This is a genomic window from Actibacterium sp., from assembly GCF_055134745.1.
Genome location: NZ_JBSRVX010000013.1, coordinates 30,806 through 55,620 on the forward strand (window position 1 = coordinate 30,806; position 24,815 = coordinate 55,620).

Annotated in this window: 24 protein-coding genes and 1 tRNA gene; 10 read left to right on the forward strand and 15 right to left on the reverse strand. The window is 60.5% G+C overall.

Going from position 1 to position 24,815, the window contains the following annotated elements; translation table 11 throughout:
* Positions 1-3: 3 nt before the first annotated feature.
* Genes ACTCHC_RS02445 through ACTCHC_RS02465 form a run of 5 tightly spaced genes read right to left on the reverse strand, consistent with a single transcriptional unit; the run spans position 4 to position 3,305 of the window.
* Positions 4-873 (reverse strand): polyprenyl synthetase family protein, encoded by an 870-nt coding sequence (locus ACTCHC_RS02445; protein WP_463020863.1) that lies wholly within the window; start codon positions 871-873, stop codon positions 4-6.
* Complete coding sequence (locus ACTCHC_RS02450; protein ID WP_463020864.1) at positions 873-1,115, reverse strand: exodeoxyribonuclease VII small subunit; 243 nt, start codon at positions 1,113-1,115, stop codon at positions 873-875. Before ACTCHC_RS02450 ends, ACTCHC_RS02445 begins: the two co-directional genes overlap by 1 nt.
* Positions 1,112-2,047, reverse strand: coding sequence for a histone deacetylase family protein (locus tag ACTCHC_RS02455; protein WP_463020865.1), 936 nt, complete (start codon positions 2,045-2,047; stop codon positions 1,112-1,114). Before ACTCHC_RS02455 ends, ACTCHC_RS02450 begins: the two co-directional genes overlap by 4 nt.
* A 44-nt stretch (positions 2,048-2,091) precedes the next feature.
* Positions 2,092-2,796, reverse strand: coding sequence for a response regulator (locus ACTCHC_RS02460; RefSeq protein WP_463020866.1), 705 nt, complete (start codon positions 2,794-2,796; stop codon positions 2,092-2,094).
* Positions 2,793-3,305, reverse strand: a complete 513-nt coding sequence (locus ACTCHC_RS02465; RefSeq protein WP_463020867.1) for a MarR family winged helix-turn-helix transcriptional regulator — start codon at positions 3,303-3,305, stop codon at positions 2,793-2,795. The genes ACTCHC_RS02460 and ACTCHC_RS02465 overlap by 4 nt, the downstream gene beginning before the upstream one ends.
* A 174-nt stretch (positions 3,306-3,479) precedes the next feature.
* On the opposite strand from ACTCHC_RS02465, the gene ACTCHC_RS02470 reads away from it, so the two are divergent.
* Positions 3,480-4,343, forward strand: coding sequence for a branched-chain amino acid aminotransferase (locus ACTCHC_RS02470; RefSeq protein WP_463020868.1), 864 nt, complete (start codon positions 3,480-3,482; stop codon positions 4,341-4,343).
* Between the two features lie 51 nt (positions 4,344-4,394).
* Here the strand turns inward: ACTCHC_RS02470 and ACTCHC_RS02475 are convergent, their stop codons facing one another.
* The 9 genes from ACTCHC_RS02475 to ACTCHC_RS02515 all read right to left on the reverse strand — a co-directional run bounded on the left by ACTCHC_RS02475 (position 4,395) and on the right by ACTCHC_RS02515 (position 16,640).
* Positions 4,395-4,823, reverse strand: a complete 429-nt coding sequence (locus ACTCHC_RS02475; RefSeq protein WP_463020869.1) for a glyoxalase superfamily protein — start codon at positions 4,821-4,823, stop codon at positions 4,395-4,397.
* Between the two features lie 173 nt (positions 4,824-4,996).
* Positions 4,997-5,917, reverse strand: coding sequence for a DMT family transporter (locus ACTCHC_RS02480; RefSeq protein WP_463020870.1), 921 nt, complete (start codon positions 5,915-5,917; stop codon positions 4,997-4,999).
* A gap of 100 nt (positions 5,918-6,017) precedes the next feature.
* On the reverse strand, positions 6,018-7,046 hold the full coding sequence (gene queG / locus ACTCHC_RS02485) for a tRNA epoxyqueuosine(34) reductase QueG (RefSeq protein ID WP_463020871.1): 1,029 nt from the start codon (positions 7,044-7,046) through the stop codon (positions 6,018-6,020).
* 72 nt (positions 7,047-7,118) lie between these two features.
* Positions 7,119-7,784 (reverse strand): FtsZ-binding protein FzlA, encoded by a 666-nt coding sequence (gene fzlA / locus ACTCHC_RS02490; protein ID WP_463020872.1) that lies wholly within the window; start codon positions 7,782-7,784, stop codon positions 7,119-7,121.
* 57 nt (positions 7,785-7,841) lie between these two features.
* Positions 7,842-8,543 carry a monofunctional biosynthetic peptidoglycan transglycosylase gene (gene mtgA, locus ACTCHC_RS02495; protein WP_463020873.1) on the reverse strand — a complete coding sequence of 234 codons (702 nt, stop codon included), beginning with the start codon at positions 8,541-8,543 and terminating at the stop codon, positions 7,842-7,844.
* Positions 8,544-8,627: 84 nt separating this feature from the next.
* Positions 8,628-13,166 (reverse strand): glutamate synthase large subunit, encoded by a 4,539-nt coding sequence (gene gltB / locus ACTCHC_RS02500; protein WP_463020874.1) that lies wholly within the window; start codon positions 13,164-13,166, stop codon positions 8,628-8,630.
* A gap of 61 nt (positions 13,167-13,227) precedes the next feature.
* The gene (locus ACTCHC_RS02505) at positions 13,228-14,661 is read right to left on the reverse strand and encodes an NAD(P)-dependent oxidoreductase (RefSeq protein WP_463020875.1); all 1,434 of its coding nucleotides are present in this window, start codon (positions 14,659-14,661) and stop codon (positions 13,228-13,230) included.
* 162 nt (positions 14,662-14,823) lie between these two features.
* Complete coding sequence (locus ACTCHC_RS02510; RefSeq protein WP_463020876.1) at positions 14,824-15,627, reverse strand: undecaprenyl-diphosphate phosphatase; 804 nt, start codon at positions 15,625-15,627, stop codon at positions 14,824-14,826.
* Positions 15,628-15,656: 29 nt separating this feature from the next.
* Positions 15,657-16,640: a complex I NDUFA9 subunit family protein gene (locus tag ACTCHC_RS02515; protein ID WP_463020877.1), complete on the reverse strand. Its 984-nt coding sequence runs from the start codon at positions 16,638-16,640 to the stop codon at positions 15,657-15,659.
* A gap of 142 nt (positions 16,641-16,782) precedes the next feature.
* Here ACTCHC_RS02515 and ACTCHC_RS02520 point away from each other — a divergent pair.
* The 9 genes from ACTCHC_RS02520 to ACTCHC_RS02560 all read left to right on the forward strand — a co-directional run bounded on the left by ACTCHC_RS02520 (position 16,783) and on the right by ACTCHC_RS02560 (position 23,391).
* A tRNA-Leu gene (locus ACTCHC_RS02520) sits at positions 16,783-16,868 on the forward strand.
* A 124-nt stretch (positions 16,869-16,992) separates the two neighbouring features.
* On the forward strand, positions 16,993-18,507 hold the full coding sequence (locus ACTCHC_RS02525) for an MDR family MFS transporter (RefSeq protein WP_463020878.1): 1,515 nt from the start codon (positions 16,993-16,995) through the stop codon (positions 18,505-18,507).
* A gap of 99 nt (positions 18,508-18,606) precedes the next feature.
* A complete protein-coding gene (locus tag ACTCHC_RS02530) occupies positions 18,607-19,218 on the forward strand; it encodes a ribonuclease D (RefSeq protein WP_463020879.1) in 612 nt (203 codons plus the stop codon).
* A 3-nt stretch (positions 19,219-19,221) separates the two neighbouring features.
* The gene (locus ACTCHC_RS02535) at positions 19,222-20,187 is read left to right on the forward strand and encodes a KpsF/GutQ family sugar-phosphate isomerase (protein ID WP_463020880.1); all 966 of its coding nucleotides are present in this window, start codon (positions 19,222-19,224) and stop codon (positions 20,185-20,187) included.
* A 3-nt stretch (positions 20,188-20,190) separates the two neighbouring features.
* The gene (locus ACTCHC_RS02540) at positions 20,191-20,799 is read left to right on the forward strand and encodes a hypothetical protein (protein WP_463020881.1); all 609 of its coding nucleotides are present in this window, start codon (positions 20,191-20,193) and stop codon (positions 20,797-20,799) included.
* A 10-nt stretch (positions 20,800-20,809) separates the two neighbouring features.
* Positions 20,810-21,301, forward strand: coding sequence for a lipopolysaccharide transport periplasmic protein LptA (gene lptA / locus ACTCHC_RS02545; protein ID WP_463020882.1), 492 nt, complete (start codon positions 20,810-20,812; stop codon positions 21,299-21,301).
* On the forward strand, positions 21,298-22,059 hold the full coding sequence (lptB, locus tag ACTCHC_RS02550; RefSeq protein WP_463020883.1) for an LPS export ABC transporter ATP-binding protein: 762 nt from the start codon (positions 21,298-21,300) through the stop codon (positions 22,057-22,059). The genes lptA and lptB overlap by 4 nt, the downstream gene beginning before the upstream one ends.
* Before the next feature lie 252 nt (positions 22,060-22,311).
* Positions 22,312-22,875, forward strand: coding sequence for a ribosome hibernation-promoting factor, HPF/YfiA family (gene hpf / locus ACTCHC_RS02555; protein ID WP_463020884.1), 564 nt, complete (start codon positions 22,312-22,314; stop codon positions 22,873-22,875).
* Positions 22,876-22,926: 51 nt separating this feature from the next.
* Positions 22,927-23,391 (forward strand): PTS sugar transporter subunit IIA, encoded by a 465-nt coding sequence (locus tag ACTCHC_RS02560; RefSeq protein ID WP_463020885.1) that lies wholly within the window; start codon positions 22,927-22,929, stop codon positions 23,389-23,391.
* Here the strand turns inward: ACTCHC_RS02560 and ACTCHC_RS02565 are convergent.
* Positions 23,388-24,812 (reverse strand): sulfotransferase family 2 domain-containing protein, encoded by a 1,425-nt coding sequence (locus ACTCHC_RS02565; protein ID WP_463020886.1) that lies wholly within the window; start codon positions 24,810-24,812, stop codon positions 23,388-23,390. The genes ACTCHC_RS02560 and ACTCHC_RS02565 overlap by 4 nt on opposite strands.
* Between the last annotated feature and the right edge of the window lie 3 nt (positions 24,813-24,815).

Here is a 24,815-nt window from a genome sequence, read left to right on the forward strand (position 1 = left end):
GGCTTAACTGTCGCGGGAAATAACGAACCGGGCCGCATCCCGCAAGGCATCGGCGTCGGGCCCATAGGGGGACAGCGCCGCCACAGCCTGTTCGGCCAAGTCTTGCGCCCGAACCCGGGCCCCTTCAAGGCCCAGCAAAGACACAAACGTGGCCTTTCCAGCCTGCGCGTCCTTTTGCAGCCGCTTGCCCGCCTTGCCCGCGTCGCCTTCGACATCCAGAATGTCATCGGCAATCTGGAACGCCAGCCCCAGCGCGGCGGCATAGGTCCGCAACGGCGCAGGATCGGCCCGGCCCAAAATCGCACCCGCTCCGGCCGCCCAGGTGATCAGCGCACCGGTCTTGCCCGCCTGCATCGCGGTGATTTCATTCAGGGTCAAGGCCCGGCCAGCGGTTTCTGCGGCGATGTCCAGCGCCTGACCCAGAACCATGCCGCGCGCGCCAGCGGCGTTCGCCAGCCCGGCAATCAGCGCCACCCGGATATTGGCATCGGGATGGGTGGCCGGATCGGCCAGCAGATCAAAGGCCAGCGTCTGCAACGCATCACCCGCCAGCACCGCCGTGGCCTGATCCCATTTCACATGCACTGTTGGCAACCCGCGCCGCAGGTCATCATCATCCATGCAGGGCAGATCATCATGCACCAGGCTATAGGCATGCAGCGCCTCGATTGCAGCGGCTGAATTCAGGCTCTGTTCCGGCCCAATTCCGTGCAAGCGCGCGCTTTCCACCACCAGGAATGCCCGCAGCCGCTTGCCGCCTGCCACGGCATAGCGCATGGCCTGCACGACAGGCTGATCGCCATAATCGGTCAGCACATCATGCAGCCGCGCGGCGACCAATGCCGCGATTTCATCCAGCCTTTGGGAAAACATCAAAGCCCTTCGACAGGCGTTGTGCCAGTGGGGGTGCCGGACGCGTCAAGCGTGATCGCGGCGACCTTTTCCTCGGCCTCTTTCAGCTTTTCCTCGCAGCGCTTTTTCAGCGCCGCGCCACGTTCATACAGGGAAATCGACTGTTCCAGCGGCACGTCGCCACGTTCGAGCTGGTTCACGACGTGCTCCAGCTCGGCCATCGCCTGTTCAAAGCTCATCTCGCTGACCGGTGTCTCGCTCACTGTCCTCGCTCCATCAAAACTGCAACATGTGCCGCCGTGCTGTCGGCCAGCGCCTGCAGATCATATCCGCCCTCGAGTGTCGAGACCACCCGCCCCCCCGCATGGGCATCGGCGATATCGCATATCCGTTCAGTGGCCCAGGCAAAATCGTCCGCCTCCCATGCCAGTTGTGCCAGCGGGTCGGCGCGATGCGCGTCGAACCCTGCCGATATCAGAACCAGTTCCGGGCGGAACAGATCCATCGCCGGCAATATATGTTGTTCCATCACGACCCTGAACCGGGCCCCGTCGGAATAGGGTGCCAATGGCACGTTCAGGATATTGTCGCGCACGCCACGTTCATCCGCGCGCCCTGTCCCCGGATAAAGCGGCATTTGATGGGTCGAGGCATACAGCGCCCGCGGCTCATCCCACAACAATGCCTGTGTGCCATTGCCGTGATGCACGTCGAAATCCATGACCGCAACGCGGGCCAGCCCGTGGTGATCCAGCGCATATTTGGCTGCAACAGAGACGTTTCCAAACAGACAAAATCCCATCGCAATGTCGGGTTCCGCATGATGCCCCGGCGGGCGGCAGGCCACAAAGGCATTGCGCGCGCTGCCCGCCAGAACCAGATCGACGGCCCTGATCATGCCGCCGACACCGCGCAGCGCAGCGGCCTTCGATCCGGGCGACACGAAGGTATCGCCATCCAGCGCGGCAAAACCGCTGTCAGGCATCGCGGCGTCGATCCTGTCCAGATAGCTTTGCGGATGACAGCGCAGCAAATCGGCATGCGTGCCCAGCGGCGCGTCAATGCGCATCAGCCCGGCGAATTCGGGCGCCTCCAGCCGCGCCAGGATCGCCCGCAGTCGCGCCACCTGTTCGGGATGGCCGGGCGGAGTCAGGTGGTTCAGGCAGTCGGAATGGGTCAAGAACGCTGTGCTCATCGCGTAACGCTAGCCAAGCCCGCGCGCCCCGGCAAGCGGCGCGTTCAGTCGGGGGCCAGCATATAGCCTTCGCCGCGCACTGTTTGCAGATAACGCGGTTGTTTGGGGTCATCCTCGATCTTGCGGCGCAGGCGGGTGATCTGAACATCCACCGCGCGTTCCTGTGCCTGCCCCCGGTCGCGGCCCAGATCCTCGACCAGTTTGATCCGGCTCAGCGCCTCGCGCGGGCAGGCGGAAAAGATGCGCATCAGCTGCGCCTCGGTCGAGGTCAAGCGAATCAACTCTTCGCCTCGCCACATTTCATTTCGTTCGACATCATAGCGGATGGGCCCCAGATGAAGCACCTTGGGGCGCGCATCCTGGGGCGCAGACAGTGGCACCCGCCGCAAAATCGCATTGATGCGCAGCAGCAGTTCCTTGGGTTCGAACGGTTTGGCCAGGTAATCATCTGCCCCCGCCTCTAGCCCTGAAATCCGGTCGCTGGTTTCGCCCCGCGCGGTCAGCAGCAGGATCGGCGTGCTGATTACCTGCCGCAGGCTGCGGGTCAGGCTGACGCCATCTTCGCCTGGCATCATCACATCCAGAACGACCAGATCGAATTCCAGCCCGGCCAACAGCCGCCGTGCATGCGCCGCATCGCGTGCGGCACTGACAAGAAAGCCATTGCGTATCAGAAATTTCTGCAGCAACCCGCGAATCCGCTCATCATCATCGACAATCAGCAGGTGGGTGTCATTCGGCGCGGTCATGCCTGGCCATCCTTGCTTGTGCTGTAATAGTGCCGTATTTCTGGATCCATCATCGCCTCCAGAACCTTGCGGAATCCTGCAACGGCCTCTGGCCCGGCGGCGCGATAGGCCACCCGCATCCGCGCGCGCTGGGCGTCTGACAGTGCCTGTTCCAGCGCGGTCCCGGCTTCGGTCAGAAACAGGTGCCGCTCGCGCTTGTCCTGTCGGCCCACGCGGCTTTGAACCAGCCCATCGTCGATCAGCCGCCGCAGAACCCGGTTCAGCGATTGCTTCGTCACGCCCAGAATCGTCAGAAGATTGTTTACAGTCGTGCCGGGCGCGCGATGAATGAAATGCAGCGCCCGGTGATGGGCGCGCCCGTATCCATAGCTTTCCAGCAGGCGGTCCGGGTCGGCGGTGAACCCGCGATAGGCAAAGAACATCGCCTCTATTCCTTTGCGCAACTGCTCATCCGTCAGAAACAGCAGGCTTTCGCCACTTTGCGACGGCGCCAGCGAATGTTGGGTCATGGTTGGCCCTCCTTCGGATCTGTATATCGCTTCAGTTTATGTCAGCGATGTTGACTTTCCAAGAATCAATTGTTATCGCTGCGGCGAATGCGCGCAATATTATGTCCTAAACGGACCTATAAGACGCAATATTCGCAAAAATTTACGTTGTCTGCGCAGCGAAAGGATGAGCCAATGTCATATGATGATCGCGACGGATTTATCTGGATGGACGGCAAACTGGTGCCGTGGCGCGATGCCAAGGTTCACCTGCTGACCCATGCGCTGCACTATGCCTCCAGTGTGTTCGAAGGTGAACGTTGTTATAATGGCAAGATCTTCCGGGGCCGCGAGCATTCCGAACGCCTGATCCGGTCGGGCAAGTTGCTGGATATGGATATCCCCCTGACGGTCGATCAGATCGAAGAGGCCAAATATGCCATGCTGCGCGCCAACGGCTGGACTGATGCCTATGTCCGCGCCATTGCCTGGCGCGGTGCCGGCGAAGATATGGGCGTTTCAGCGCGCAAGAACCCTGTTCGCTTTGCCGTGGCCGGTTGGGAATGGGGCAACTATTACGGCGACGCCAAATTCAAGGGCGCCAGGCTGGACATCTCTAAATGGAAACGCCCCAGCCCCGAAACCATCCCGTCCGAGGCGAAGGCCGCTGGCCTTTACATGATCTGCACCATGTCCAAACACGCGGCCGAGGCCAAAGGCTGTTCCGATGCCATGATGTTCGACTATCGCGGCTATGTCGCCGAAGCGACCGGCGCGAATATCTTCTTCGTCAAGGATGGCGAGGTTCACACCCCGCTGCCCGACTGTTTCCTGAACGGGCTGACCCGCCAGACCGTGATCGGCATGCTGAAAGACCGCGGCGTGAACGTGATCGAACGGCACATCATGCCGGAAGAACTGGAAAGCTTTGAACAATGCTGGCTGACCGGCACCGCCGCCGAAGTAACCCCGGTCGGCCAGATCGGCGACTATAACTTCGAAGTCGGCGCCCTGACCCGTGATATCGCGGAAGGCTATGAAAAGCTGGTGCGGGAGTAACCAAAGATCCCGTGCCATGGTGAACGGGCGCCCGCTGGGGCGCCCTTTGCGTTACCATGTCAACAGCAGATGCGGCACCCCGTCCGATGTTCGGTCAACGCTGCGCCCGCTGCTGTCCACGACCTTCGACACCCTTTTTCGATAGTTCGAAAAGCTGTCGAATGTCACCACATCCACGGCTTGGTCAAAGTCGAGTGTGACCCTGTACCGGCCCGATGACAGGGTTTCGACCCCGAGAACCTCGGCCATGAAGGGCTGCCCCAGATAATGCCCCTCCACCACATCGCCTAGCACAACCGGCGGGCGCGGCGCATTGCCAACGGCGGCGAACAGCGTGTTCCAGTCGCGAAAACCGTGGCTTTTGGCGATCAGCTCAAGCGCCTGAGCGTGTCCAATCTCGCGCCCTTCTTCGGCAAGCGACGCCCGCAGCGCCTTGGCCCGGGTCTTCAATACGTCGATCGAGGGTAGATTTCCGCCCATCGCACATTCCTTTGCATCATATGACGGGCAACTTCGATGGGGCTCGCATTTCCATCATCCCGTCTGATCAAGGTCAGTGGATGTCATAGATCAAAGGCTTCACCATGGTTCATCACCGCGAGCGGCAGGGGCCTTTACCCTGTCCGGGCAAGTAATCCCCGCAGCGGCCCCCGTCAACCCCCCAGCCCGGTCACCTTACGCTGTTTCGCGCGTTCCAGCCCCAACTGACGTTCGCGCCAGATGATCAGCACGCCAGCGATGATAACCAAAGCCGCACCAAACAGCATCATCGTCGTTGGCACCTCGTCAAACACGAAATATCCGATGATCAGCGCCAGCAGCATGGATGTATATTCAAACGGTGCGACCACTGACGCATCCGCATACCGATATGCCGAAGTCATCAGAATTTGCGATGTGCCCCCCAATATCCCGGCCAGGGCCAGAAATATCAGATCGCGTGGCGCAGGGATGATCCAGCCAAAGGGAATCGTCAACAATGACAGGGTCGTGGAGGTGACGGAAAACCAGAATACAATCGTCGACGCGCGCTCGGTCTGAACCAGCCGCCGCACCTGAATATGCGCCAGCGCCGCCGCAAATGCACCACCCACCGCCGCCAGCGCCCCGATTGTCAGCGACGTATCCGGCGCGCCGCCAAATGCCGTAATGCGCGGCGATAACACGATCAAGACGCCGACCATGCCCAGAACCACAGTCGATATCCGGAAGACGCCCACCTTTTCGCCCAAAAACAGCCCCGCGAAAATCACCACCATCAGCGGTGCCGCATATCCGATCGCCGTCGCTTCGGGCAAAGGCAGAAACCGCAGCGCCGCAAATACAAGCCCCATCGCCGTAGTACCGACGAAGCCGCGCCAGACATGCCCCAGGGGGTTCGTCGTACGCAGGCCCACGCGCAGTTCTCCCTGCCAGGAAAGCCAGGCGACAATCACCGGCAGCGCCAGCAGCGAACGGAAAAACACCGCCTCCCCCAACGGGACATTGGCCGTGGCCGATTTGACAAGGCCCGACATCACCGCAAACAGGGTGACCGAAATCAGTTTCAGAAGAATGCCGCGCGCCGGATGCATGTGATCCTGTTACGATGACATTTCAATAAAGGGAACAGATTAAACGAACACGCGTTTGGAAATTTGTCCTGGTGATTTGCGCACCCGTTCAAAATCGGCTCTATTCCTGCCCAAGTCGCCCAACCGCCCACCGCGCGGCATCAGCGACCGTGGCATCGGCATCATCTTGCAGCCGCGCGGCGACCACGCGCAACGCGGCATTCCCCGAATTCCCGATCGCATACAGAACGTTACGCACGAATCTGTTGCGTCCGATCCGCTTGATCGGCGAACCCGCGAACATCGCCCGGAACGCCGCATCGTCCAGCGCGGCCAGTTGCGCCAACTCCGGTGCCTTCAGGTCGTCGCGCGCATGATATCTGGCTTCCCGCGCGGATTGCGCGAACTTGTTCCAGGGGCACACCGCCAGACAATCGTCGCAGCCATAAATCCGGTTTCCCAACCTTGCGCGCAATTCTTCCGCAACGGGACCGTGATGCTCTATCGTCAGATAGGAAATGCAGCGCCGTGCATCCAGTTGAAACGGTGCCGGAAAGGCCTGCGTCGGACAGATATCCAGACAGGCCGTGCAACTGCCGCAATGATCGTGTTCAGGTTGATCAGGCTCGATGTCCAGGGTGGTAAAGATCGCGCCCAGAAAGAACCAGTTTCCCAGATCGCGCGCCAACAGGTTCGTATGCTTGCCCTGCCAGCCCAGCCCCGCCGCCTGTCCCAGCGGCTTTTCCATGACCGGCGCGGTATCGACGAAAACCTTGATCTGCGCGTCCGGCGCCTGTTCGATCAGCCAGCGCCCCAATCGTTTCAGTCGCTTCTTCACCACATCATGGTAATCACGGTTCTGCGCATAAACCGAGATCGCACCACGATCCCGCTGATCAAGCACCGCCAGCGGGTCATGTTCGGGCGTATAGGGTTCGGCCAGCATGATCACAGATCGCGCCTGTGGCCACAAGGCTGCCGGATCGCCTCGCCAGTCCGCGCGCTCGGCCATCCATCCCATCTGCCCGTGCCGGCCATCCGCCAGAAACGCCGCCAACCGCCCGGCCGCCTGCGGAACAGCGTCAGGCCGTGTGACACGACATTTGGCAAAGCCTTCCACCTGCGCCTGCGCGATCAACTGGTCCTTCATCCGTCCGCTCCATCTTCTTGGCGGAAATACTCTCGGGGGGTGTGGGGGGCAGACAGCCCCCCACCCGAGGGTTCAGAAATCCAGATCGGCATAATGCGGCGGCGGCGGAAATCCGGGCACCTGATCGGCCAGAAGGCCACGAAAGGCCGGGCGCGACTTGATCTTGGCATACCAGTCCTTGACGGTGGCATTGCGGTTCCAATCCACATCGCTGATATAATCCAGGCAAGACAGATGCGCCGCGGCGGCGAAATCGGCCAGCGTCATCACGTCGCCCGCCAGCCACCGCCGCTGATCCAGCAGCCAGCCAAGGTAATCCAGATGATACTTGATGCTTTGTGCCCCGGCTTTGACATTCTTGCTGTCCGGGTATCCGCGCCCCATCAGCTTTTTGTTGACCCGCTCGTATAACAGTTTCGAAGTCACCTCGGCGTGAAACTTGTCATCGAACCAGAAGACCAGCCGTCGAACTTCAAAACGCTCGGCGGCATTCGCTGGCAAAAGCGGCGGATTGGGAACGGTTTCTTCCAGATACTCGCAGATCGCCTGGCTTTCGCTCATCACGCGGCCATCCATGCGCAGCACGGGCACTTTCCCGGCCGGATTGCGCCGCATGAAATCCGGGTCCTGTTCCCAATAGCGCTCTTCGATCAGTTCCAGTTCGATCCGTTTTTCGGCCATCACCAGCCTTACCTTCCGGCAAAACGGCGACAGGGGAACGTGAAACATTCGGTTCATTGCGTCCAACTCTGATTAAACGGGGTTTGACCCTCTTGCCGCGTGGCGGCGGTATTTTCAACTCTCGAAACACATGGCGCGGCCATCCAGCTTGATCGTGTCGGCGCCATCTTGCACACGCAGCGCCTGTTTTTGCAGCCAGGGCGGCAGGCGCGCGGGATCACGGGATTTTGGGCTGGGCAGGATGACGGCCAGCCGGGCGCCCTGCGCAGGGGTCAGATCGGCGGCATTCACGCTGAAATAGTGCCTTGCCGCGGCTTCGATTCCGAATACGCCGGTGCCGAACTCGGCCACATTCAGATAGACTTCCAGAATGCGCCGCTTGGACCAGACAGCTTCAACCAGCGGTGTCAGCGCCGTTTCCAGCACCTTGCGTGGCCAGCTGCGCCCCTGCCACAAGAAGACGTTCTTCACCGTTTGCTGGGTAATGGTCGAGGCCCCGCGCTGCGCGCCGTCATCCAGCGCCGCCCGGATCGCCTTTACATCGAACCCCCAATGGCGACAGAAATTCGCATCTTCCGCCGCGACCACCGCCCGAACCGCTGATGGCGCAATATCTTCAAACGCGACCCAGTCACGTTCAACCCCGCCATTCTTGCGCCCTTCGGACCAGATCGTAAGGGTGGTCGGCGGCCCAACAAAGGCAAACAGCGCCACCAGAACGACAAGCAGCAGCGCCAGCCCCAGCACCATGCGCAGACCAAGCCGCGCCCAGCGTCGCAGCCATTGAAACGGCCACGCCACAAGCCGCGATAGCACCGGCTGTTGTTTGGGTTTTGTCTTACGTTTTGCCACGCCCCAGCTATAGGGCGTGGCATTGCTTTAGAAAAGCCGTGACAGGGACTATTCCGCCGGAACCGCCTGTTTTTCGACCCCAAGCTGATGCTTGAGATGCGGCAGCATTTCCTTGGGACAGGCCTGCAGGAAATTGGCCCGTTCGATATCCCAGTGCTGCAGTATATCGGCTGCGCGACGGCTGCCGGTTTCGCTCAGGTGGCGGTCTATCAGGCCTTTGAGCTGCGCTTCCCAATGCGCGACCGTCACCGGGCAGGTCACAAGGGTTTCCAGATTCATCAGCCCCTTGGCCGTGCCGTCGGGATCGTACAAATAGGCCATCCCGCCGGTCATGCCGGCCCCGAAATTGGCGCCGATGGTGCCCAAAATCACGGCCACGCCGCCGGTCATGTATTCACAACCGTTCGATCCACAGCCCTCGATCACCACCTTGGCGCCCGAATTGCGCACAGCGAACCGCTCGCCCGCGCGTCCGGCTGCGAACAGATAGCCATCGGTGGCCCCATACAGCACCGTATTGCCGATGATCGTGTTCTCGCTGGCGATCAGCGGGCTGGCCATCGGCGGGCGCACCACAATGGTGCCGCCCGACAGACCCTTGCCAACATAATCATTCGCGTCGCCCGACACTTCGATCTTCAGCCCCGGGGCGGCAAAGGCCCCCAGCGACTGCCCGGCTGAACCCGACAGTTTTACCGTCAGATGATCGGGCTGCAGGCTGTTGCGCATCCCGAACCGCTTGACGATATGGCTGGACGCCCGCGTGCCGACCGTGCGCCAGGTGTTGCGCACCGCATAGGACAGTTGCATCTTTTCGCCATCCTCGAAGAACCGCTTGGCGTCTTCGACAATTTGCGCATCCAGCGTATCCAGCACTGCGTTGCGCGGCTTGTCGCGGTTATAGACGATCTTGGCCGCCCCATCGACGGTGATCAGCAGCGGATTCAGGTCCAGATCGTCCAGATGATCGGCACCACGGCTGACCTGGCTCAGCAGATCGGCACGGCCGATCACCTCATCCAGAGACCGTGCGCCAATGCTGGCCAGAATTTCGCGCACTTCCTGGGCATAGAAGGTGATCAGGTTCACCACCTTGTCAGCATTGCCGGTGAATTTTTCACGCAGGCGCGGATCCTGGGTACAGACGCCGACAGGGCAGGTGTTTGACTGGCACTGACGTACCATGATGCAGCCCATCGCGATCAGCGCGGCGGTGCCGATCCCGTATTCTTCGGCGCCCAGCATCGCGGCCATGACAATGTCACGCCCGGTGCGCAGCCCGCCATCGGTGCGCAGCGTCACGCGGTCGCGCAGGTTGTTCATCGCCAGAACCTGATGCGCCTCTGTCAGGCCCATTTCCCATGGCAGGCCCGCGAACTTGATCGACGTCGCGGGTGATGCCCCGGTGCCCCCGTTATGGCCCGAAATCAGGATCACATCCGCCTTGGCCTTGGCCACACCGGCGGCAATCGTGCCGACGCCAGAACTGGCCACCAGCTTGACTGTCACCTTGGCGCGCGGATTGATCTGTTTCAGATCATAGATCAGCTGCGCCAGATCCTCGATCGAATAGATATCGTGATGCGGCGGCGGGCTGATCAGCGTTACGCCCTTGGTCGAATGGCGCAGGCGTGCGATCAGCTCGGTCACTTTCATGCCGGGCAACTGGCCGCCTTCACCGGGCTTGGCGCCCTGCGCCACCTTGATTTCCAGCTCTTCGCACTGGTTCAGATATTCCGCCGTCACCCCGAAACGACCCGAAGCCACCTGTTTGATCTTGGCCGACGGGTTGTCGCCATTGGCCTCGGGCAGGAAATGCGCCGGATCTTCGCCGCCCTCGCCGCTGTCGGATTTCGCACCGATGCGGTTCATGGCCACGTTCAGCGTTTTATGCGCTTCGGGCGACAATGCCCCCAGCGACATGCCGGGCGTCACGAACCGCTTGCGGATCGCGGTGATGCTTTCGACCTCGTCGATCGGGATGGCCTTGCCCAGTGGCTTGATATCCAGCAGATCCCGCAGGTGGATGGGCGGATTGGCCCGCATTGCGGCTGAATAGCGCTGCCACATCTCATAGGATGCGGTGTTGCAGGCGATCTGTAGCATATGCATGGTCTGGGCTTCCCAGGCATGCTTTTCGCCACTGCGGCGCGCCTTGTAAAAGCCGCCGATCGGCAGCACATCGCTGCCACCGCGCCAGCCCTGGGCGTGGACCTGTTCCAGTTTGTGCTGAATACCGTGCACGCCGATGCCCGATATGCGGCTGTGCATGCCGGGGAAATATTCCGCCACCATGGCGCGCGACAGACCGACAGCCTCGAAGTTCAGGCCGCCACGATAGGATGAGATCACCGAGATGCCCATTTTGGCCATGATCTTCAGCAGACCCTGGTCAACCGCCTCGCGGTATCGCGCGACAGCTTCGGTCAGGGTGCCTTCAAGCAACCCGCGACCGATGCGGTCAGCCAGACTGTCTTCGGCCAGATAGGCATTCACCGTGGTCGCGCCACAGCCGATAAGAACCGCGAAATAATGCGGATCTATGCATTCGGCCGACCGGACATTGACCGAAGTGAAGGTGCGCAGGCCCTTGCGGGTCAGCCAGCTATGCACCGCACTGGTGGCCAGAATCATCGGCATCGCGATCTTTTCCGGCCCCTGGTGCTGGTCAGTCAGCACAAGATGCCCGGCCCCAGATCGCACTGCATCTTCGGCTTCGGCGCGGATGCGCGCCAGACCATCATGCAGTGCCTCCGGGCCGCCATCGGCGGGAAAGGTGCAGTCGATCTCGACCATGGGCGCATTGAAATGCGTCACCATTTCATCGAATTGTGCATTGCCCACAAAGGGGCTTTCCAGAACCAGAATCTCGGTCTGGCTGCTGTCTTCGTCCAGCACGTTCTTGAGGTTGCCGAACCGGGTTTTCAGGCTCATCACCCGGTATTCGCGCAAGCTGTCGATCGGCGGGTTAGTGACCTGGCTGAAGTTCTGGCGGAAGAAATGCGACAGCGGCCGGTATTTTTCCGACAGCACCGCCGAAGGCGTATCATCGCCCATCGAAGCCAGCGCTTCCTTGGCGTCTTCGGCCATGGGCGTCAGAACCTGTTCCAGTTCTTCAATGGAATACCCAGCGGCGATCTGCCGTTTGCGAAGCTCGGCCCCCGAGAACAACGCCTTTTCGGTGACGCGGCTCAGTGCCTCGTCAAGATCGTTGATCTTGCCGACCCAATCGCCAAAGGGTTGCGAATTGGCCAGGCGATCCTTGATTTCAACGTCATGATAAAGCTTGCCGGTCTTCATATCGACCGCGATCATCTGACCCGGCCCCAGCGCGCCTTTTTCCAGCACATTGGCTTCGATCACCGGCACCATTCCGGCTTCGGACCCGGCGATCAGCATTCCGTCGCGCGTCACGACAAAACGCAGCGGGCGCAGGCCATTGCGGTCAAGCCCGGCGCAAACCCAGCGACCATCGGTCATGGCCAGGGCGGCTGGGCCGTCCCAGGGCTCCATTACCGAATTGCAATAGGAATACATGTCGCGCCAGCTTTGCGGCAGTTCCTGCGCCTGTTTAGACCAGCTTTCCGGCACCAGCATCGTCTTGGCCATGGGGGCCGAACGCCCGGCGCGCACCAGCACCTCGAACACGGCATCCAGCGCCGCCGAATCCGACGACCCCTGCGGCACGATCGGCTTGATGTCTTCAGCTCTGTCGCCAAAGGCGGATGACGCCATGCGGATCTCGTGGCTGCGCATCCAGTTCAGATTGCCTTTCAGCGTGTTGATCTCGCCGTTATGGGCCAGCATGCGGAACGGCTGGGCCAGCCACCATTGCGGAAATGTATTGGTCGAATACCGCTGGTGATAGATCGCAAAGGCGCTTTCGAACCGCTGATCCTTCAGGTCGGGATAGAATTCCGCCACGTCCTGCGCCAGCATCATGCCCTTGTAGATGATCGACCGGCAGGACAGCGAACACAGATACAGGCTTTGCACCCCCGCGGCGGCGGCGGCCTTCTCGATCCGGCGACGGATGATATACAGCTCGCGCTCAAACGTTTCTTCATCCACGCCTTTGACATTGGACAGGATGATCTGTTCGATTTCGGGGCGGGTGGCGTTGGCCTTGTCGCCCAGAACGTCGATATTCACCGGCACATGACGCCAGCCATAGATGTAATAGCCCATGCGCAGCACTTCGGCCTCGACGATGGTGCGGCATTTTTCCTGTGCGCCGAAATCGGTGCGGGGCAGGAAGACCTGCCCGACCGCGATCAGCTTGTCCATCTGCGGTTCATGCCCGGTGCGGCGGATCTGGTCATAAAAGAACGGCACCGGGATCTGCACATGAATGCCGGCCCCGTCGCCTGTGCGCCCGTCGGCATCGACCGCGCCACGGTGCCACACCGCTTTCAGCGCGTTTATACCGTTTTCAACCACGGCTCGGCTGGGCTTGCCATTCACCGACACGACAAGACCGACACCGCAGGACGAATGTTCATCTTCGTCGCTATACAGGCCATGTTCGGCCATATAGGCGCGCTTGGCCTGTTCGGCGGCAACCCAGTTTTCGTCATATTTGGTCATGTCAGGCTCCATCCGTTGTGATGCCATGTTTGTTCAGCACCTGCGCTTTGGCAGGGTTTCCTTATTCCGCCGCTACCTGCGCAGGCTGCGCAAGATAGGTCAGGATACTGTCGGCGGCTTCGCGCCCGTCGCGGATTGCCCAGACAACCAAGGACGCGCCGCGCACGATATCGCCCACGGCAAACACACCGGGCAGGCTGGTCTGATGGCTGCGGTAATCGGCCTTGATCGTGCCCCAGCGGGTAACTTCCAGCGCGGGTTCGCCCCACAGCGTGGGCAGGTCTTCGGGTTCGAACCCCAGTGCCTGCACGACCAGATCAGCGGCTTCGGTGTAATCCGCGCCTTCAATCACCTCGGGCATCTGGCGGCCGGTGGCATCGGGCAGGCCCAGCCGCATCTTCTGGATGATAACGCTGCTGACGGTGTCGCCGATGAATCCCACAGGGGCCGACAGCCAGACGAATTCCACGCCTTCCTCTTCGGCGTTCTGAACTTCGCGCTGCGAACCGGGCATATTGGCGCGGTCGCGGCGATACAGGCATTTCACGCTGGTGGCACCCTGGCGGATCGCGGTGCGCACGCAATCCATTGCGGTGTCGCCGCCGCCGACCACGATCACCCGCTTGCCTTCGGCGTTGAGTTCGCCACTGTCATATTCGGGCACGTCATCGCCAAAGGATTTGCGGTTGGAGGCGGTCAGATAATCAATGGCCCGCACGATACCGCCGGCGCCAACGCCCGGCGCTTCCAATGCGCGGGTCTTGTAAACGCCGGTGGCGATCAGAACCGCGTCATGCTTGCCGCGGATCGCATCAAAGGAAAGATCCTCGCCGACAGTGCAGTTGAGCACGAATTCGACCCCGCCCTGTTCCAACTGGTCGATGCGGCGCATGACCACGTCTTTTTCTAGCTTGAACCCCGGAATGCCATAGGTCATCAGCCCGCCCGCGCGGTCATACCGGTCATAGACCGTCACCTGCACACCGGCGCGGCGCAATGCATCGGCCGCAGCCAATCCGCCGGGACCAGCCCCGATGATGCCGACGCTTTCCGGGCGTTCGGTGGCGGGGGCCGCCGGTTTGACCCAGCCGTTTTCCCAGGCCGTGTCGGTGATATATTTTTCCACCGCGCCAATGGTGACAGTGCCATGACCCGATTGTTCGATCACGCAATTGCCTTCGCACAGGCGATCCTGCGGGCAGATACGGCCACAGATTTCCGGAAAGGTATTGGTGGCCTGGCTGATCTCATAGGCTTCCTGCAGCCGACCCTCGGCAGTCAGGCGCAACCAGTCGGGGATGTTGTTGTGCAACGGGCAATGCGACTGGCAATAGGGCACGCCGCACTGGCTGCAACGGCTGGACTGCTCCTTGGCCTTTGCATCGGCATATTCCGAATAGATTTCATCAAAGTCACGGGCACGCAGATCAGGCGGACGCTTTTGCGGCATCTGCTTTTCAACATCCACGAATTTCAGCATGACTTGCTTGGCCATGACGGCGCCTCCCAGTCGAATTGCGGGTGCCGCTTTGTAAATCCGACCGCCGAAAATGAAAAGGCAGCAATGTTGACCTAAATTGGTAAATTTATGCTGTATGCTGCAAATTTAATCAGCCGCAGATCAAATAAAGGTAAGCATAAGTTACCTATTGGCCCGTCAGCCGAATGTCAGCGCCGCCAAAGCAATTGCCCCGACAATGATTCGCCACCAGGCAAACAGGCTGAACCCATGCCGACCGACATAGGTAAGCAAGACCTTCACCACCAGAACCGCGGCAATGAAGGCGGCGACGAAGCCGACTGCGATTTCATTGACCGCGCTGGCATCCAGCACGTCACGGTTCTTGTACAGATCATAGGCAAAAGCGCCGGCCATGGTGGGCATCGACAGAAAAAACGAAAACTCGGCGGCCGAGCGTTTATCGGCCCCCAACAACAATGCGCCCACGATCGTGGCCCCTGACCGCGATACGCCGGGGATCATGGCCAAGCATTGCACCACACCGATGATCAGCGCCATGCCCAACGGATATCGCATCGCATCGTGGTGGCGTGGGACCAGTGGCAGGCGGTCGACCAACAGCAAGACGAACCCGCCAAGGATAAGCATGATCGCGATCAGTTTGGGTGTCTCGAAAAGCACGTTCTTGATCACGTCATGCGCCAGGACGCCGATGATCACCGCGGGCAGAAAGGCGATCAGAACCGACAGGATGAACCGTCGCGATTGCGGGTCGCTGGGCGCCGTGCTGAAAACTCGCCATAGCTTGGACGAATAAACCGTCAGGATGGCCAGCACCGCGCCAAGCTGAATGACCACCTCGAAGGTTTTCCCGGCGGATTCGAACCCCAGAAAATGCCCCGCTAGCAGCAGATGACCCGTAGACGATACCGGAATGAACTCTGTCAGCCCTTCGATCAAACCCAGAAAAAGCGCAACAAGGGTCGTATGATCGAACATTCACAATGTTCCTTCGAAGGGTATGAAAATCAGGCTTTCAGATTCTTGGCTGAATCGGTGATGGCGTCATATTGGCCCGTGGGCCGAAACCGATAGAGGTATTCCGGCAGGATCGCGCCCGGATCGACCGGAATGATACCCAGATCGGCGAAACCCCTGGCGCCTTTCGCAACCACATTATCGGTCGCCAGGCTGCGCACCTGATCGGATGTCAGGATGCTGTTGTGAAAAAGCCCACCCGTGATGAACTGCGCAAACCCCAGCGCACCGGCGATGATGCGGGCGACGAAGAACGGCATGTTGACGATCAGGCGGCGGCGGTGAATGACCTTCAGCATGTTCGCCATCAGATCGCGGAAACTGCGGACTTCGGGCCCGCCCAGTTCATATATCCCGGCGGGCGCAAGTCCCTGCGCGGCCATCGCCGCAGCCTTGGCCACATCATCGACATAAACGGGCTGAAAGCGCGTGTTCGCCCCTACAACCGGCAGAATCGGCCCAAGGCGCGTCATTCCGGCAAAACGGTTGAAAAATTTGTCTTCGACACCGAAGATCACCGAAGGGCGCAGGATGACGGCGTTTTGGAATGCCGCCAGAATGGCCGCTTCGCCCCGCGCTTTTGAACGCGCATACTGGCTGTCGGATTGTTCATCCGCGCCTATGGCCGAGATATGCACCAGATGCGCGACCCCGGTTTGCGCCGCGATCCGTGCGATCCGACCGGCACCTTCATGCTGAACGGCGTCGAAATTGTTGCGCCCGACGGCATCGAATGTGCCGACACAATTCACCACCGCATTGGCCCCTGTCATCGCGGCGCGCACCGAATCGTCATCACGGATGTTGCAGAACACCGGTTCGACCTGACCGACAACGCCATAGGTGCGGACAAAACCTGCCTCGTTCGGGCGGCGTACGGCGACACGCACGCGCCAGCCCGCCTGTGCCATGCGGCGTGCGATATATCGTCCGACAAACCCCGAACCGCCATAGATGGTCACAAGTCTGGTCATGCAAGCCTCCTGCGATATGTCCTTGCCTGAATAGCTTTCCGCCGCAGCGCGAACAAGGCAGTAATGCCCTGATGACCATTCTGCGCCAAACACCCGTTGACAGCACCCGCGCCCGGTTATACATCGCGGCCTCACGACACCTGCCCAGGTGGCGGAATGGTAGACGCGCTAGCTTCAGGTGCTAGTACTGGCAACGGTGTGGAGGTTCGAGTCCTCTCCTGGGCACCATATCTTCGGATAATGAAAAGACGCCGCGGTTTCCGCGGCGTCTTTCGTTTTTGGCGTTGAACGACGAAGACCGCAGGGATAGGCAAGTTTCACGGCCTGTGGACCGTTTCAACAAGGTAAGACCATGACCGAGACCGGCGCACCGGCAGAGTCGAAACAGGCCCCGCGGCTGATACTGGCCGCGGTCGCGGTCATGCTGTTGCTGGCCTCGCTGGATCAGACCATCGTTTCAACCGCGCTGCCGACGATTGTGGCAGAACTGGGCGGTCTGGATCATCTCAGCTGGGTGGTCACGGCCTATCTGCTGACCTCGACTGTCGTGGCGCCGCTATATGGCAAGCTGGGCGATCTGTATGGCCGCAAGATCATGATGCAGACTTCGGTCGTGCTGTTCCTGCTGGGATCGGTGTTGGCAGGGCAGGCGGGATCAATGCTGTTTCTGATCCTGGCGCGCGGCCTGCAGGGCATCGGCGGCGGCGGTCTGTTCGTGCTGGCCTTTACGGTGGTGGCAGATGTGGTTTCCCCGCGCGACCGTGGCAAGGTTCAGGGCATATTCGCCGGCGCATTCGGACTGTCCAGTGTCGCGGGCCCGTTGCTGGGCGGTTATCTGGTCGAAAACCTGTCCTGGCGCTGGATCTTCTATGTGAACCTGCCGCTGGGGATATTCGCATTGGTGGTCTTCGCGATCGCCTTCAAGCCACGCGGGATCAGAACCCGCCACAGGATCGACTATCTGGGCGCGGTGTTGCTGACAGCCTGTCTGTCGGCAGTCATCCTGTTCACCAGCCTGGGCGGTCGCACCTTTGCGTGGGATTCGGATTTCATCCGCGCGATGATCGCGCTGTCGGTGGTTGCCCTGATCGGCTTCATCTACGTTGAACGCAAAGCACAAGAGCCGATCTTGCCCTTGTCGCTGTTTCGTCACCGCACCTTCGCGATTTTTGCCGGTGTCGGGGCAATCGGTGGCGCGGCATTGTTCGGCACCGTCACCTTCATGCCGCTGTATCTTCAGGTGGCCAAAGGCGTGACCCCCACGAATTCAGGCCTGCAGATGCTGCCGCTGATGACGGGCATCCTGGCCGGGTCGATTGGTGCGGGCGGGATCATGGGCAAGACGGGGCGCTATCGGCGGCTTCCTTCAATAGGTCTGGTCGCGCTGATCCTGGGCATGGGACTGTTGACCCAACTGCGTGCTGACACGCCGCATTGGCAGGTGATGGCCCTGATCGGGCTGGTCGGGCTTGGTATCGGCCCGATCCTGTCGGTGGGCACAACGTCTATCCAGAACGCGGTTCAACGCAGCATGCTGGGCGTCGCCACGGCCAGCTTTACCCTGTTCAGGCAAATTGGCGGGTCAATCGGGATTGCCCTGTTCGGCGCGCTGTTCACAAACAGGCTGAGCGCGCAGATCGGCCGTTCCTTGCCCGCCGGGGCCGAGCCGGGCGCAATGGATGCCGCGCATGTCGCCGCCTTGCCGCCCGAAATTCGTGAAGCCGTGGTGCAGGCCATTACCAATGCGATGCACCCGATTTTCCTGATCCTCGTCACGCTTGCGATAGTCGCGCTGCTGCTGGCGCTGTTTCTGGAAGACATCAAGCTGTCGGATCGCGTCGACGAAGCTGAGCCCGTCGGGCATTGACGTAACCCGGCTGTGGGGGCACAAAGCCTTAAGCGAGAGCGCACCTGTTTTCGGGTGCCAGTGGGCTGGTTTGCCCGCCAGACAAATACCGGGGGCCCCGTGACCATTCAATTGCATCAACGCGACCTTCCCGACGATCTGGACCTGGGGCCAATCGTAGCGATCGACTGTGAAACCATGGGGCTGAACCCCATGCGTGATCGGTTATGCATGGTCCAGTTGTCGGGCGGAGACGGGAACGCACATCTGGTGCAGATCGCCATAGGGCAAACTGCGGCTCCGAACCTGTGCCGCATGCTGGCCGATCCGGCGGTGCTGAAGCTGTTCCACTTCGGGCGCTTTGATATCGCTGCGATGTATCACGCCTTTGGCACCCTGACCGCGCCGGTTTACTGCACCAAGATCGCGTCGAAACTGGTGCGCACCTTCACCGACCGGCATGGGCTGAAATATCTGCTGCAGGAACTGTTGGGCGTGGACATTTCCAAGCAACAGCAGACATCTGATTGGGGAAGCGAGAAGCTGACCGAGGCGCAGATGACTTATGCCGCCTCGGATGTGCTGTATCTGCATCGCCTGCGCGAGGCACTTGATGCGATGCTGGCGCGCGAAGGCCGCACAGAACTGGCGCAGGCCTGTTTCGAATTTTTGCCGATGCGGGCGCGTCTGGATCTGGCCGGCTGGCCCGAAATCGACATTTTCGAGCATTAGAAGATGACCACCGATACCTTCATAGAAACCGGTCGCCGCGTTATTGCAGTCGAGGCCCGGGCGCTGAACGCGCTGGCCGATGCGCTGGGCGACAGTTTTGCGCAGGCGGTCGATCTGTTGTTGAAGGCTGAAGGCCGGGTGATCGTGTCGGGCATGGGTAAATCAGGCCATATCGCGCGCAAGATCGCGGCGACGCTGGCCAGCACCGGCACGCCTGCGCATTTCGTGCATCCCGCCGAGGCCAGCCATGGCGATCTGGGTATGCTGGCCCATGGCGATGTCGCGCTGGTGCTGTCGAATTCCGGTGAAACCCCGGAACTGGCCGATATCATCGCCTATACCCGCCGCTTTTCCATCCCGATGATCGGCGTTGCCGGGCGCGAGGGATCGACCCTGCTGCGGCAGGCAGATGTCGCCATTCTGCTGCCCCCCGCCGACGAGGCCTGCCCGACCGGGCTGGTGCCCACCACATCCACCACGATGACCCTGGCGCTGGGCGATGCGCTGGCGGTTGCGCTGATGGAGCATCGCGATTTCACGCCGGATCATTTCCGGGCCTTCCATCCCGGCGGCAAGCTGGGCGCGCGCCTGTCCAAGGTGCGCGACCTGATGCATCGCGGCGATGCGATGCCATTGGTGCCTGTCGGCACCGAAATGGGCGAGGCATTGATCGCGATCAGCCAAAAGGGCTTTGGCGTGGTTGGCGTGACCGACACTGCCGGGCATCTGGCCGGGATCGTGACCGACGGTGACTTGCGCCGCCATCTGCGCGGGCTGCTGGAACTGAAAGTAGAGCAGGTGATGACGGCAAACCCGCTGACCATCCGGCCGGAATCGCTTGCCGAACAGGCATTGGCGGTGATGAACGGGCGCAAGGTAACCAGCCTTTTCGTCGTTGACCCGGCCGGCGATGGCCGCCCCGAGGGCATTTTGCACATACATGACTGTCTGCGGGCCGGGGTGGTCTGAGGCATGGCCGCCTTCGACAACAGCTATTCCCGCTTCATCGCATTTGCGAAGATCGTATTGCCACTGGCCGCGCTGGGGCTGTTGTCGACGCTGTTCCTGTTTTCACCGCGCGGGGATGAAATCCGCACGATACCCTACAGCAAGGTGGATCTGGATCAGCTGGCTCGTGAACAACGCATCACCGCGCCCAACTATGCCAGCGTCACCGAAGACGGCACCGCGATTTCAGTATCGGCCAGGTTCGCACAACCTGGAAAAGACGCACAGGACCCCGCAACCGCGGGCACCGTGGCTGCCCGGCTGGAATTTTCCAGCGGAACCTTTGCCGACATCACCGCAACCACTGGCGCAATTGATGCCGTTGCCAAACAGGTAACCCTGACGGACGGCGTGCGCATCGTGACATCGGATGGCTATCGGATCGAAACCCGCGCCTTGACAACTGCCCTGGACCGGACCGAGGTCGTGGCCGACAGCCTGATCGAGGCCGAAACCCCTATGGGCAAGCTGACCGCCGGCACCATGCGCCTGACGGGGGGCACCGACGCGCAGGGGGATTATGTTCTGGTTTTCAAGCATGGCGTGAAGCTGGTATATCAACCGCAAAGCTGAGTGGGGGCGCATGCACAGGGTTTTGACCGGGCTATTGGCCCTTCTGTCGATATGGGTGGCCGGAACGGCCATCGGGCAGACCGCGCAGGTGGCCTTTGGACAAATGCGCCAGGATCGTTCATTGGCGGTCGAGGTGACGGCCGACCAGCTGGCGGTGAACCAGGCCGAAGGAACCGCCGTGTTCAGCGGAAATGTACTGATCGGTCAGGGCGAGATGCGGATGCAGGCCGAACAGGTTTTGGTCAACTATGCCGACGGCGGCGGGATCGCCAGCCTGCACGCAACCGGCAATGTCGTTCTGGTCAGTGGCACCGACGCCGCCGAGGGACAAGAAGCGATCTATGACGTTGAAAACGGCAGCATCGTGATGACGGGAAATGTTCTGCTGACGCAAGGCGATAACGCCGTGTCTGGGCAAAAGCTGACGGTTGACCTGCAGCAGGGAACCGGCGTGATCGAAGGCCGGGTAAAGACCACATTTCAGCCCGGCGGCGCGCAATGAACCAACCTGACAATTCGAAACTGGCAAGCGGCGCGCAGGGGCTGAAGGTGGTCAACCTGCGCAAGTCCTATCGCAAGCGGCTGGTCATCCGTGATGTCAGCATCGACCTTGCACCCGGTGAAGTGGCGGCATTGCTGGGGCCGAACGGTTCGGGCAAGACGACCTGCTTTTACGCGATTGCGGGTCTGATCATGCCCGAAGGCGGCTCGGTCATCATCGACGGGCGCGATGTTACCGGATTGCCCATGTATCGCCGTGCGCGTCTGGGGATCGGCTATCTGCCCCAAGAGGTCAGCATCTTTCGCGGGCTAAGTGTCGAAGACAATATTCTGGCCATTCTCGAAATCGCCGAAGACGACCCGCATACCCGGCGCGAACGTCTGGAAGAACTGTTGTCCGAATTTTCCATCGACCACCTGCGGCGGGCGCCGGCGTTGTCATTGTCGGGCGGTGAACGGCGCCGGGTCGAAATTGCGCGCTGCCTGGCGGCCAATCCGCGCTATCTGCTGCTGGATGAACCTTTTGCGGGGGTTGATCCGATTGCCGTAGCGGAAATTCGCGGGCTTGTCGCAGATCTGAAATCGCGTGGCATTGGGGTGCTGATCACCGATCACAACGTGCGCGAGACCCTGGAAATTGTCGATCGGGCTTATATTCTGCATGATGGCACGGTTTTGATGAGCGGGACAACGGATGAAGTGATCCGCGACGAAAACGTCCGCCGCGTCTATCTGGGGCAAAGTTTCCGGGTTTCGTGACGATACCCAGGATCGCCACAGATTGTTGCGCAATCCTTGACTGCGAAACCATTGACAAGGCGCGGGAAACTGACACCAAATGAAAGGGATGCACCAGAATATCATCATCGTTCGCGCGACACCGAATTGGGATACGCAGGCGAACCTGACAGGCGGCGCCAAGCGGCGGTTTCCACCGGCAGTTACAATTTCCCTGCAACGGCGGACCTGGAATTCGGTGTCATCTCATAATAACACCAAGGAGGCTTCGTGATGCGTTATCAGATCACCGGAAAACAGATCGACATCGGCGACGCGCTGCAAACCCATGTAAAACAAGAGCTTGGGCAAGCCGTGGACAAATATGCACAGCGGCCGACCGATGCGAATATCGTTTTTTCACGCGATGCCCATGAATACGTCTGCGAAGCGACGGTTCACTTGTCCACAGGGCTGACCGCGCAGGCCAAGGCGCATGCGACGGAAATCTATGCCGCTTTCGATAGCTGCTGCGAAAAGATGGAAAAGCAGATGCGCCGATACAAGCGTCGGCTCAAGGACCATCATAAGGATCGTGTTGCCCCGGTTGAACTCTCTGGCGCGTCCTCGTATATCCTCGCCAGTTCTACGGAGGATGAAGATTCGGAGCCGGATTCGCTGCAACCGATGATCATCGCCGAAATGGAAGTAACGATTCCTTCGCTTTCAGTTGGCGAAGCGGTGATGCAGATGGAGCTTGCCGGCGCGCCGCTTCTTGTCTTCCGGAACGAAAAAACCGGCGGCGTAAATGTTGTTCATCGTCGTGACGACGGCAATGTCGGCTGGATTGACACCTGATCCCTGGACGGGGTCGCGCGGCAACGCATAACGAAAGTATGTGTCGAACTGATGGATCTTTCAAATATTCTCAAGCCAGAGGCGGTCAAGGTGATTGGCACCATGTCCAGCAAGAAGCGGCTTTTTCAGGATCTGGGCGAACTGGCTTTTGCCGCATACGGGCTGAATCCAGCCGCCGCGGTCGAGGCATTGCTTGAACGCGAAAGCCTGGGGCCAACGGGTGTGGGGCATGGCGTTGCCCTGCCGCATGCCCGGCTGGACGGTCTGAAATCCGTGGTAGGCACCTTCCTGCGCCTGGAAAAGCCGATGGATTTCGATGCGGTTGATCGTCAGCCCGTTGACCTGATCTTTGCATTGTTCGCGCCAAAGGATTCCGGGGTTGATCACCTCAAGGCGCTGGCGCTGGTCTCGCGCACCCTGCGCAACGAAACCATCTGTGCCAAGCTGCGCGCCAATACCGATGCGGCCACGCTGCATGCGGTTCTGACAGAAGACGCATCGCGCCAGGCCGCCTAGGCCCAGGCGCGATAGCCAAACATCATGTAATCGCGTTGATAGACCTCGCGGGCCGCGGCCTCGACCTCGGGGTCGTAGATCTGCGCGACGCCATATGGATGATCGCCGGGCAGATCGGGAAGGGGCCGCGATGGGATGCCCGCCTGTGCGGACAGAAGGTCCAGATCGGCTTGCAGCCGCTCGGCGCGCAAGATCATGTCGGGCACGGCGAATTGCCCCATCCCTTGCAACACGGAAGATTGCGACGCCCAGCTGGGATCGACCCGGATTTCGGTCTGGCCGGTCAGATTGCTTTTCAGGAAAGTCAGAAACGACAAGAAAGCCAGGCGATGCTGTTCGACTGAATACTGTTTGTTCGGCCCGTTCTTGGGAATCGGCATGTGATACCCATCCCGCAACAGCGCCCGGATTTCTGGAAAACATGTCGGCCCCACCGAAAGAATATGATCGCAAAAGGCGGTATGGGCTCGTTCAAGCGGATGCGTCACAACCGAAAAACTGCGATGCCCGGGATGGCCGCGCTTCCACTGGCGCAGGGTCTTCTGGGTGAAATCCCGCCGCAAACCGGTTTCGGGGCTATCGCCGAGCGACGCCAGCCACGCCTCGACCCGCGCGACAGGCCCGCCCTTGATCGGCATGAACAGAACAGGGGCACCCGCCGCCGCGACATAGCCGGGCACCACCGGCCCGCGCCGTGGTTCAAAATTGGGGGTGCGCGTCAGGTCGAACTTATCAAGCTGCGACAGCGCCTGGCGCATTTCGTCAAAGTTTTCGACCAGCTCTGACAGCGGCGCCGGGTTCTGTTTCTTGAGTTCGGCCGACAGGGCGTCGCGGCGGTGCGACACGCCCAGGAACTGCGCCAGTCCATTGATGACGGTGATGTCCTGAACATCCTCATAGGCCAGATAGAAAGCGGTCTGCCCGCTGGTTTGCAAGGCATGCAGCAGATGCAGCTGAAACGTCTGCAGGTTTTCCAGATGCACGACGAATTCTGACATGTCGAAGCGCATCGTCGCCTCGCGCCGATGTTTCTGTTTGGTCAGCTTCCACTGCCCTGTCTGGCTTGCAATCTTCAGGGATACGTAGGAATCGATCGGATTGCGCGTCAGGATGACCTTTGCACATCTTGGATCGGCCAGAACATGCTGCAATATGCGGGGGTCATGGTCATTGAAGAACCGAAACCCCGGCAGAATTCCGGGCTGGTCGGTCATCGCCCGTATCAATGCCAGAGGGTCCTTGCGCCGCATATCCAGCGTGATTCCCAAAAGGTCGTTGCCGTTCTTGTGCCCCATGAAATGCGGGTTGAAGGCCTCGCCATAGCAATGCAGCCCTGGAAATTCGTTCAGGTTGCTTTCCAGAAAATTGGAACCTGTCCGCATCTCTGCAAAGACCACGAAATAGTCGAACCTGTCAGACATGCC

Coding starts and splice junctions, on each gene's coding strand:
- ACTCHC_RS02525 (WP_463020878.1), top strand. CDS start 16,993: ATGACCGAGACCGGCGCACCGGCAGAGTCGAAACAGGCCCCGCGGCTG.
- ACTCHC_RS02560 (WP_463020885.1), top strand. CDS start 22,927: ATGGATCTTTCAAATATTCTCAAGCCAGAGGCGGTCAAGGTGATTGGC.
- ACTCHC_RS02535 (WP_463020880.1), top strand. CDS start 19,222: ATGACCACCGATACCTTCATAGAAACCGGTCGCCGCGTTATTGCAGTC.
- ACTCHC_RS02445 (WP_463020863.1), bottom strand. CDS start 873: ATGTTTTCCCAAAGGCTGGATGAAATCGCGGCATTGGTCGCCGCGCGG.
- ACTCHC_RS02505 (WP_463020875.1), bottom strand. CDS start 14,661: ATGGCCAAGCAAGTCATGCTGAAATTCGTGGATGTTGAAAAGCAGATG.
- ACTCHC_RS02475 (WP_463020869.1), bottom strand. CDS start 4,823: ATGGGCGGAAATCTACCCTCGATCGACGTATTGAAGACCCGGGCCAAG.
- ACTCHC_RS02480 (WP_463020870.1), bottom strand. CDS start 5,917: ATGCATCCGGCGCGCGGCATTCTTCTGAAACTGATTTCGGTCACCCTG.
- ACTCHC_RS02470 (WP_463020868.1), top strand. CDS start 3,480: ATGTCATATGATGATCGCGACGGATTTATCTGGATGGACGGCAAACTG.
- fzlA (WP_463020872.1), bottom strand. CDS start 7,784: ATGAACCGAATGTTTCACGTTCCCCTGTCGCCGTTTTGCCGGAAGGTA.
- ACTCHC_RS02465 (WP_463020867.1), bottom strand. CDS start 3,305: ATGACCCAACATTCGCTGGCGCCGTCGCAAAGTGGCGAAAGCCTGCTG.
- ACTCHC_RS02510 (WP_463020876.1), bottom strand. CDS start 15,627: ATGTTCGATCATACGACCCTTGTTGCGCTTTTTCTGGGTTTGATCGAA.
- lptB (WP_463020883.1), top strand. CDS start 21,298: ATGAACCAACCTGACAATTCGAAACTGGCAAGCGGCGCGCAGGGGCTG.
- ACTCHC_RS02540 (WP_463020881.1), top strand. CDS start 20,191: ATGGCCGCCTTCGACAACAGCTATTCCCGCTTCATCGCATTTGCGAAG.
- gltB (WP_463020874.1), bottom strand. CDS start 13,166: ATGACCAAATATGACGAAAACTGGGTTGCCGCCGAACAGGCCAAGCGC.
- ACTCHC_RS02565 (WP_463020886.1), bottom strand. CDS start 24,812: ATGTCTGACAGGTTCGACTATTTCGTGGTCTTTGCAGAGATGCGGACA.
- hpf (WP_463020884.1), top strand. CDS start 22,312: ATGCGTTATCAGATCACCGGAAAACAGATCGACATCGGCGACGCGCTG.
- lptA (WP_463020882.1), top strand. CDS start 20,810: ATGCACAGGGTTTTGACCGGGCTATTGGCCCTTCTGTCGATATGGGTG.
- ACTCHC_RS02455 (WP_463020865.1), bottom strand. CDS start 2,047: ATGAGCACAGCGTTCTTGACCCATTCCGACTGCCTGAACCACCTGACT.
- queG (WP_463020871.1), bottom strand. CDS start 7,046: ATGAAGGACCAGTTGATCGCGCAGGCGCAGGTGGAAGGCTTTGCCAAA.
- ACTCHC_RS02515 (WP_463020877.1), bottom strand. CDS start 16,640: ATGACCAGACTTGTGACCATCTATGGCGGTTCGGGGTTTGTCGGACGA.
- ACTCHC_RS02460 (WP_463020866.1), bottom strand. CDS start 2,796: ATGACCGCGCCGAATGACACCCACCTGCTGATTGTCGATGATGATGAG.